The sequence below is a fragment of the Bacillus haikouensis genome (genome assembly GCF_013179555.1).
GTDB classification, from domain to species: domain Bacteria; phylum Bacillota; class Bacilli; order Bacillales; family Bacillaceae_B; genus Rossellomorea; species Rossellomorea haikouensis_A.
On record NZ_JABMCR010000580.1, the window covers coordinates 1 to 906 of the forward strand.

Here is a 906-nt window from a genome sequence, read left to right on the forward strand (position 1 = left end):
GGAATAGAAGCACATATCCTGGATTTAAGAACCATCTATCCATTAGATAAGGAAGCAATCATCGAAGCTGCTTCAAAAACGGGTAAAGTGCTGCTTGTGACAGAAGATAATAAAGAAGGAAGCATCATGGGTGAGGTTTCCGCCATTATTGCTGAACATTGTCTATTCGAACTTGATGCACCGATTAAGCGCCTTGCCGGACCGGATGTTCCTGCGATGCCTTATGCACCTACAATGGAAAAATACTTTATGATCAACCCGGACAAAGTAGAGAAGGCTATGCGTGAGCTGGCTGAATTTTAATCCATCAAACATATTAAACGCAAAAGTTAGGAGGGTTCCTCATGGGTATTGAAAATATGAAAATGCCGCAGTTAGGGGAAAGTGTAACAGAAGGTACAATTAGTAAATGGCTGGTATCACCAGGTGATACGGTTAATAAATATGATCCGATTGCAGAAGTGCAGACAGATAAAGTGAACGCTGAAGTTCCTTCTTCTTTTACAGGGACGATTAAAGAATTGATCGCTGATGAAGGTGATACATTGGAAGTCGGCGAAATTATTTGTTCTATCGAAGTGGAAGGGTCCGGCTCTGCTCCTTCAGAGGAAGCTCCTAAAGAAGAGAAGAATGAAACTGCAGGTGAGAAACCTGCTGCAGCACCTGCGAAAAACCCGGCACCTAAAAAAGAATCCGGAAATAAAGCAAGATACTCCCCGGCTGTATTGAAGCTTTCTCAAGAGCATGATATCGACTTGAATCAAGTGGAAGGCACCGGTAACGGCGGCCGTATCACAAGAAAAGATCTTAAGAAAATTATTGAGTCCGGCAATATCCCTAAAGCAGCTGATGCATCTGCTGCACAACAAGCGGAAGCACCTGCTCCTCAGGATGCGCCTGTCAAAG

General features: G+C 43.7%; 2 protein-coding genes. Both read left to right on the forward strand.

Annotated features, from left to right (window positions below; all coding sequences use genetic code 11):
* On the forward strand, positions 1-303 hold a 303-nt coding region (locus HP456_RS24410; protein WP_281358137.1), incomplete at its 5' end, for a transketolase C-terminal domain-containing protein.
* A 41-nt stretch (positions 304-344) separates the two neighbouring features.
* Positions 345-906 (forward strand): biotin/lipoyl-containing protein (locus HP456_RS24415; protein WP_172255849.1); only part of this gene is annotated, 562 nt, incomplete at its 3' end.